Raw genomic sequence first — 8,013 nt, 5'->3', positions numbered from 1 at the left:
GGTATCGTGAAAGTGGCCCGAGATGTCGTTGAGGTCATAGTGCTTGAGCGTGGCTTCCACTGCGCGCTGCACCTTGAGCGGCGTGCCCACGCCAATGGTGTCTGCCACGCCCACATGCTGCACGCCAATGCCCTTCATCAGCCCGGCGAGGTAACTCACACGCTCGGGCGCAATGTCGCCCTCGTACGGGCAACCCACCGTGCAGCTCATGGCGCCGCGCACATAAATGCCGGCCGCGCGCGCAGCAGCCACCACCGGCGCAAACCGCTCGATGCTCTCGGCGATGCTGCAGTTGATGTTCTTCTGGCTGAAGGCCTCGCTGGCGGCGCCAAACACCACGATCTCGTCGGGCTTTGAAGCCAAGGCGGCCTCAAAACCCTTGAGGTTGGGCGTCAACACCGAATAACGCACACCAGGCAGACGCTTGATGCCCGCCATCACCTCGGTGTTGTCGGCCATCTGCGGCACCCATTTGGGGCTGACAAAACTGGTGACCTCGATTTCTTTGAGTCCAGCGGCTTGCAACCGGTGCACCAGTTCTATCTTGACCGCTGCGGGCACGCTCTGCTTTTCATTTTGCAGGCCGTCGCGCGGGCCGACTTCGACTAGTTTGACGCGGGCGGGGAGACTCATGTTCTATTCCTGTTCAGTACGGGGCACATTTGATTGCCACGGCACTCAATAGCCCCGCGCGGCGTCAACGATACCGGCAATTTTCTCACCGCGTCCCAGTGCGGCGATCTTGTCGGCAATCTGCGCAATGCTGTCAGCGCGCAACGTGCGGGCTGAGGTGTGCGGGGTGAGGGTGATTTTGGGTTCGCGCCAGAACGGGTGCTCAGGCCGCAGCGGCTCGGTGCGGAACACATCCAGCGTGGCACCCGATAAGTGACAGCTTTTGATCAACTCAAGCAAATCCTCGTCCACCAGGTGCGCGCCACGCGCCACGTTGATGACATAGCCACCGGGCTGCAGGCGGCTCAGCGTGTCGCGGTTCAGGATGTTGACGGTTTCAGGCGTGAGCGGCAGCAGATTCACCAGCACGCGACTGTTGGCCAGGAAGTCATGAAACTGTGCCGCACCGACAAAGTGCCGCACGCCGCCTAAAGCTTTGCTTGATCGGCTCCAGCCGTTCACGGGGAACTCAAAATGCGTGAGTGCCTGCGCCACGCGCGCGCCCAGTACGCCCAAACCCATCACGCCCACCGAAAACTCGTTGCGCTGGCGCGGCTTGTAATAGGTCCAGTGTCCTGCGCGAGCGTCAGCGGCATAGGTCTCGAGGTCACGAAAGTTACGAATCACCGCCTGGCTGACATATTCGGCCATTTGCACTGCCATGCCAGCGTCTTCCAGTCGCACCACCGCGGCCTGCGGCGGCAGGCGCAACCTGAGCAACGCATCGACCCCCGCGCCAATATTGAAAATGCCCTTGAGCTTCGGCTGTTCGTCAAAAAACTGTTGTGGCGGTGCCCACACCACGGCGTAGTCAGCGGGGGTTGTGCCGGGTTGCCAAAGTTCAACCTGGGCCTGCGGCAAGGCGGCACGCAGGCCCGCCAGCCAGGGCGCTGGCTCGGTGCCGGTGCAGCAAAACGTGATTTTGATCATTGCACAGCCAGTTTCAGCAGTTCTGCGCCTTCCACCACCTGATCGCCGGGGGCGTAGAGCACCTCTTCAACCACGCCGTCGACGGGCGAGGCAATGGTGTGCTCCATTTTCATGGCATCCAACACGGCCAGCGCCTGGCCGCGTTGGACGCTGTCACCGGCTTTGACCGCAAACGACACCACTTTCCCGGGCATGGGAGCGGTCAGACGACCGACCTCGGCGGGCGCTTCGCCGGCGTGCAGCAGCAGGTCGATGGCGGTGATTTGCGTCGCGCCTTGCGCGGTGTGGATGTAGCCGACCTCGCCTTGTCGATAGACATTGACCAACGTCCGCTGACCGGCAAAGCGCAGATCAATGCCTTCTGGCCTGGCCGTAAATTCAAGCAGTCCCGCCGCATCCCCCACGCTGAACGACAACGCGCCGTCATGCAGGTAGGTCAGCGCGGCCTGCACATGCTCGCCACCAAACTCAAATTCAAATCGGCGCGAAAACACGCCATGGCTGCGCCAGCCGTCTGTCTTGCTGAAGGGGTCTGCGCCTTCAGCGGCGCGCTCGTCAAGCAAGGTTTGCGCCACATCGGCAGCGGCGGCCAACGCAAGACCCACCCGCTCTTGGTTGAACAAAACAGCCGCCTCCCGCGGGATCAATCCGGTGTCCAGATTGGCCTGCGCAAACGAGGGCGACTGCAGCACATGGCGCAAAAACTGAACATTGGTGGTCAGGCCGATGATGTGGGTCTGGGCCAGCGCGTCATCCAGCCGCGCCAGGGCTTGCGCGCGCGTGTCGCCATGCACGATGAGCTTGGCCACCATGGAATCGTAAAACGGGCTGATGCTGTCGCCCTGGCGCACGCCGTCGTCGAACCGCACCGGGCTGATCGCAAAACTGCTGCAGGCGGGCTTGTGATAGACATCGAGCCTGCCGGTGGCAGGCAGGAAATTGTTGTCGGGGTTCTCGGCGCAAATGCGTGCCTCGATGGCGTGGCCGTTGATCTTGAGCTGGTCTTGTTGCATCGGCAGCGGCTCGCCACTGGCAACGCGCAATTGCCACTCGACCAGGTCCTGGCCAGTGATGGCTTCAGTAACCGGGTGCTCGACCTGCAGCCGCGTGTTCATTTCCATAAAGAAGAAATTCATCGAGCCGTCTTCACGCTGCTCGACGATGAATTCCACCGTGCCGGCGCCGACGTAGTTCACAGCCCGGGCGGCCGCCACAGCGGCGTTGCCCATTTGCGCACGTAATTCGGGCGTCATGCCCGGCGCCGGGGCTTCTTCCAGCACCTTCTGGTGACGGCGCTGCACCGAGCAGTCGCGCTCAAACAGGTAAACGTAGTTGCCGAAGGTGTCGCCGAACACCTGAATTTCAATGTGGCGCGGGCGCTGCACATATTTTTCGACCAGCACCGCGTCGCTGCCAAAGCTGTTGATGGCCTCGCGCTTGCAACTGGTCAGGGCATCGGCAAAGTCCTGCGCCCGCTCCACTGCCCGCATGCCCTTGCCACCGCCACCCGCGCTGGCTTTGATCAGCACCGGGTAGCCGATTTCGTCGGCCTTGAGCTGCAGCAGTGCCGGGTCCTGGTCAGAGCCGTGGTAGCCAGGCACCAGCGGCACACCAGCACGTCCCATCAATTGCTTGGACTCCGCTTTAAGGCCCATGGCTTGGATGGCTGACGCGGGCGGGCCGATAAAGACCAGTCCGGCGACAACGCAGGCCTTAGCAAACTCTTCGTTTTCGCTCAAGAAACCGTAGCCGGGGTGGACCGCCTGGGCACCCGTCGCCTTGGCTGCATCGATGATCTTTTCCCAGCGCAGGTAACTGTCTTTGGGCGCGCTGCCGCCAATGTGAACCGACTCATCGCAGGCGGCCACGTGCTTGGCGTTGGCATCCGCATCGGAGTAAACCGCCACGGTTTTGACGCCCATGCGGCGCGCGGTAGCCGCGACACGGCAGGCAATTTCACCACGGTTGGCGATCAGGATTTTTGTGAACATGAAGAATTCTCCAGAAGATATTTTGCCAATGATCGCGTCAGATCAACCAATCGGGTTTTCGCTTTTGGAGGAAAGCCTGCACGCCCTCCTTACCCTCTTTGCTCGCGCGAATACCTGCGATACCTCCCACCGTGTGAGCAATCAGGTCAACGTCGATGTCCTTGCCCACCACGTCATGCAGCAGGGTTTTACATTGCTTGACAGCGTTGGGGCTGGCATTGACCAGCGCCTGGGTGATCTGCGCCACTTGTTCGTCAAGTTGTGCGGCGGGCACCACTGCATGCACAAAACCGATGCGCAAAGCCTCAGCCGCATCGAAGCGTTCGGCCGTCAGAAAATAACGGTGGGCGGCGCGGGTACCCATGGCGCGGATCACATAGGGGGAGATGGTGGCCGGGTACAAGCCAAGCTTGACCTCGCTCAGGCAATAGTTGGCGCTATCAACAGTCAACGCCATGTCGCAGGCCGCGACCAAGCCCATGCCACCGGCATACACGTCGCCCTGGATGCGAGCCACTGTCGGCTTGGGGCAGGTGTACATCACGCGCAGCATCTCGGCCAATTGGGCGGCATCGGCCAGGTTCTCAGCATGGCTGTAGTCGGCCATCCGGCGCATCCAGTTGAGGTCGGCGCCAGCGCAAAAAGCCGGACCTTGGGCGGCCAGCACAATCGCGCGCACGTCGGGATTTTGTCCCAGTTGGGTGAAGGCTTGGGTGAGTTCGCCAATCACCTCGTCGTTGAAGGCATTGCGCACCTCGGGGCGGCTCAATGTGACCGTGGCGCAGTGGCCAACAGAGGTAACCGAGATGGAATTCATGTCGTCTCCGCTCACATCCGAAACAGGCCGAAGCGGGTGTCTTCGATCGGCGCATTGCGGGTGGCGCTCAGTCCCAGGGCCAGCACGCGCCGGGTGTCAGCAGGGTCGATGATGCCGTCATCCCAAAGCCGCGCGGTGGCGAAATAGGGGTGACCTTGCACCTCATACTGCTGGCGGATCGGTGCCTTGAAGGCTTCTTCTTCCGTCGCGCTCCACTGCCCGCCCTTGAGTTCGATGCCATCGCGTTTGACAGTGGCCAGCACGCTGGCGGCCTGCTCGCCGCCCATCACCGAAATGCGGGCGTTCGGCCACATCCACAAAAAGCGCGGGCCAAAGGCGCGGCCGCACATGCCGTAATTGCCTGCGCCAAAACTGCCGCCGATGATGATGGTGAACTTCGGCACACTTGCCGTGGCCACTGCCGTCACCATCTTGGCGCCATTGCGGGCAATGCCTTCGTTTTCGTACTTGCGCCCGACCATGAAACCTGTGATGTTTTGCAAAAATACCAACGGAATCTTGCGCTGGCAGCACAGCTCGATGAAGTGCGTGCCTTTCAGGGCCGATTCGCTGAACAAAATGCCGTTGTTGGCGATGATGCCGACCGGCATGCCCTCGATGCGGGCGAAGCCGGTAATCAGCGTGGTGCCAAAGCGCGATTTGAATTCGTCAAAGTCGGAGTCATCGACGATGCGGGCAATGATCTCTCGCACATCGAAGGGCTTGCGGGTGTCCACGGGAATGACGCCATACAGTTCCTCTGCGGCGTACTTGGGCGCGGCTGGTACATGGTCAGTGGCCCCCACGGGCTTGCCCTTGTTGAGGTTTTTCACGGCGGCGCGGGCCAGCGCCAGCGCGTGCATGTCGTTTTGAGCCAGATGGTCGGCCACGCCGCTGAGTCGCGTATGCACGTCGCCGCCACCCAGATCCTCGGCAGTCACTACCTCGCCGGTGGCCGCCTTCACCAGCGGCGGACCGCCCAGAAAGATGGTGCCTTGGTTCTTGACGATGATGGCCTCGTCGCTCATGGCCGGCACATAGGCGCCACCTGCCGTGCAACTACCCATCACCACCGCAATTTGTGCCAGGCCCATTGAGCTCATGGTCGCCTGGTTGTAAAAGATGCGGCCAAAGTGGTCGCGGTCGGGAAATACCTCGTCCTGATTGGGCAAATTGGCACCGCCCGAGTCGACCAGGTAAATGCAGGGCAGACGGTTTTGCTGTGCCACCTCCTGCGCACGCAAGTGTTTCTTGACGGTTATCGGGTAATACGTGCCGCCTTTGACGGTGGCGTCGTTGCAGACGATCATGCAATCCGCTCCGCTTACCCTGCCAATACCGGCAATCAGCCCGGCACCGGGCGCGCTGTCGCTGCCATCGCGGTCAGGGTACATGCCCAGCGCCGCCAATGGGGAAAGTTCCAGAAACGGCGTGCCAGGGTCAAGCAGCATCTGCACTCTGTCGCGAGGCAGCAATTTGCCGCGCGCTGTATGTTTTGCGCGGGCTGCGTCGCCACCCCCCATTTCAACCTGGGTTACCTTGGCGTTCAGGTCCTCCACGAGGGCGTGCATGGCAGTGGCGTTGGCCTGAAAATCAGCAGCGCGGGCATTGAGTTTGGTCTCCAGAACGGGCATGGCATGCTTTCGGTAGGTCAAATGGGCTCTTGCAAAGGCAAGCAATTGTGATCTGCAGAGCATAGTCCGACAAGCGCACGAAGAAGGTGTCACAAAGGTTGCAAATCATGCCATCTTTGACGATACTTTGAAAGATGCCAGTCTCAAGTCAATCCGCCGAACAACTCCACAAGCCGAGCGTCCGTGGTACCCATGCAAGATCACAGGCTGTCACGCCAATCGCCTTTGTTCAGGCGATTGTGGAAGCTTATGAAAAATGCGGAAAAGACCCTTCGCAAGCACTGCACTGTGCACAAATCAAGCCAGACTTTTTAAAAATTTCCGAGCACCGAATCAGTGCTCTGCAAATGGAGCGTGTCTCGGGTGCTGCCATGCAGGAGCTCGACGACGAGGGTCTTGGCTGGTTTAGCCGCCGACTACCATGGGGCAGCTACGGCATGTTGGCACGCGCTTCCATCAGCGCGCCCAACCTGGGGGTAGCCTTGCAGCGCTGGTGTCGCCATCATGGACTGATCGTTGACGACATCAGCCTCAAGCTCACCACCACGGGTGATCAGGCGAAGCTGACGATCACAGAGAACGCAGACCTGAAGGCGCTGCGTGAATTCTGCCTGGTGTCGGTGTTGCGCAATTTTCATGGTCTGGCCTGTTGGTTGATTGACTCACGCATGGTCTTGCAGGGCGCGCAGTTTCCGTTTCCCGCGCCAGAGCATCAAGACGTTTACAGCGTGCTGTTCCCCTGCCCCACGGTGTTTGAAATGGGAGCCGCCTCGATCAGTTTTGATGCGCACTACCTGGCGTTGCCGCTCAGGCGTGACGAGTCCGCCTTGCAGCTGATGCTTACGCGCGCACTGCCCTTGACGGTACTTCAATACCGGCGCGACCGACTGCTGGTGCAAAGGGTGCGTCAGGCCTTGATCGCCCAACCAACAGACACGCACAGCGCCGAGGACCTGGCCACGCTGCTGGCAATGTCGTCGCGAACCCTGCACCGTCAGTTGAAAGAAGAAGGTGCGTCATTACAGTCGCTGAAAGATGAGGTGCGACGGCTGCGTGCGCAAGAACTGCTGCTGCGCACCGAGCGCCCCATCAAACAGCTCGCACAGGCAACGGGCTTCAAAAACGAAAAGAGCTTTATTCGTGCCTTCCGTGGCTGGACTGGACTGACACCTGCAGACTATCGGCGCAAGGGTGGTTTTTGACAAAAAAAAACGCCCAATCTTTCGACTGGGCGTTTAGGCATGGGAGCCTGACGATGACCTACTTTCACACGGGAATCCGCACTATCATTGGCGCAAAGGCGTTTCACTGTCCTGTTCGGGATGGGAAGGAGTGGGGCCACCTTGCTATGGTCGTCAGGCAAAACTTTTTGTCATCTTGACTGGGTCAAGACAACCAATTTATAGAGCTAATCAGCTTCATCGAATTAACGAACCTATTCTCAATTGCTTGATTGTAGGATTTTTGAATGCGTCAACTTGGCATAACATTCCTGAGACACGACGAGTTCATTGCTGAACAATCATGAATCAAAGTTATAGGGTCAAGCCGCACGAGCAATTAGTATCGGTTAGCTAAGCGCATTACTACGCGTACACACCCGACCTATCAACGTCCTGGTCTTGAACGACTCTTTAGGGGGCTCAAGGCCCCGGCAGATCTCATCTTGAAACGAGTTTCCCGCTTAGATGCTTTCAGCGGTTATCTCTTCCACACATAGCTACTCGGCAATGCCACTGGCGTGACAACCGATACACCAGAGGTGTGTCCACTCCGGTCCTCTCGTACTAGGAGCAGGCTTCCTCAAATCTGCAGCGCCCACGGAAGATAGGGACCAAACTGTCTCACGACGTTTTAAACCCAGCTCACGTACCTCTTTAAATGGCGAACAGCCATACCCTTGGGACCGGCTACAGCCCCAGGATGAGATGAGCCGACATCGAGGTGCCAAACACCGCCGTCGATATGA

6 protein-coding genes and 2 rRNA genes are annotated in these 8,013 nt (G+C 59.7%); 1 reads left to right on the top strand and 7 read right to left on the bottom strand.

Going from position 1 to position 8,013, the window contains the following annotated elements; genetic code table 11:
* The 5 genes from GPS82_RS12365 to GPS82_RS12345 all read right to left on the bottom strand — a co-directional run.
* Positions 1–633 (bottom strand): hydroxymethylglutaryl-CoA lyase (locus GPS82_RS12365; protein ID WP_296495155.1); only part of this gene is annotated, 633 nt, incomplete at its 3' end.
* A 45-nt stretch (positions 634–678) separates the two neighbouring features.
* The gene (locus GPS82_RS12360) at positions 679–1,599 is read right to left on the bottom strand and encodes a glyoxylate/hydroxypyruvate reductase A (protein ID WP_296495159.1); all 921 of its coding nucleotides are present in this window, start codon (positions 1,597–1,599) and stop codon (positions 679–681) included.
* On the bottom strand, positions 1,599–3,593 hold the full coding sequence (locus tag GPS82_RS12355) for an acetyl/propionyl/methylcrotonyl-CoA carboxylase subunit alpha (RefSeq protein ID WP_296495152.1): 1,995 nt from the start codon (positions 3,591–3,593) through the stop codon (positions 1,599–1,601). Before GPS82_RS12355 ends, GPS82_RS12360 begins: the two co-directional genes overlap by 1 nt.
* A 37-nt stretch (positions 3,594–3,630) precedes the next feature.
* Entirely contained in the window at positions 3,631–4,410 is a 780-nt protein-coding gene (locus GPS82_RS12350; RefSeq protein ID WP_296495150.1) for an enoyl-CoA hydratase/isomerase family protein, read from the bottom strand.
* 11 nt (positions 4,411–4,421) lie between these two features.
* Positions 4,422–6,044, bottom strand: coding sequence for a carboxyl transferase domain-containing protein (locus tag GPS82_RS12345; RefSeq protein WP_296495148.1), 1,623 nt, complete (start codon positions 6,042–6,044; stop codon positions 4,422–4,424).
* 239 nt (positions 6,045–6,283) lie between these two features.
* Here GPS82_RS12345 and GPS82_RS12340 point away from each other — a divergent pair, with 239 nt between their 5' ends.
* The gene (locus tag GPS82_RS12340; RefSeq protein ID WP_363717568.1) at positions 6,284–7,246 is read left to right on the top strand and encodes an AraC family transcriptional regulator; all 963 of its coding nucleotides are present in this window, start codon (positions 6,284–6,286) and stop codon (positions 7,244–7,246) included.
* Between the two features lie 45 nt (positions 7,247–7,291).
* On the opposite strand, the gene rrf is transcribed toward GPS82_RS12340, so the two are convergent.
* A 5S ribosomal RNA gene (rrf, locus tag GPS82_RS12335) occupies positions 7,292–7,404 on the bottom strand.
* A 179-nt stretch (positions 7,405–7,583) separates the two neighbouring features.
* Positions 7,584–8,013 (bottom strand): 23S ribosomal RNA (locus GPS82_RS12330); the annotation flags it as partial.

It is taken from the genome of Rhodoferax sp., assembly GCF_011391645.1.
Taxonomy (GTDB): Bacteria; Pseudomonadota; Gammaproteobacteria; order Burkholderiales; family Burkholderiaceae_C; genus Rhodoferax.
Note: the sequence above shows the minus strand (reverse complement) of the source record. Positions and strands in the feature narration are given on the sequence as shown.

What these genes read in the sequence shown, in the direction of transcription:
- GPS82_RS12350 (WP_296495150.1), bottom strand. Translation starts at nt 4,410, where the DNA reads ATGAATTCCATCTCGGTTACCTCTGTTGGCCACTGCGCCACGGTCACA.
- GPS82_RS12355 (WP_296495152.1), bottom strand. Translation starts at nt 3,593, where the DNA reads ATGTTCACAAAAATCCTGATCGCCAACCGTGGTGAAATTGCCTGCCGT.
- GPS82_RS12345 (WP_296495148.1), bottom strand. Translation starts at nt 6,044, where the DNA reads ATGCCCGTTCTGGAGACCAAACTCAATGCCCGCGCTGCTGATTTTCAG.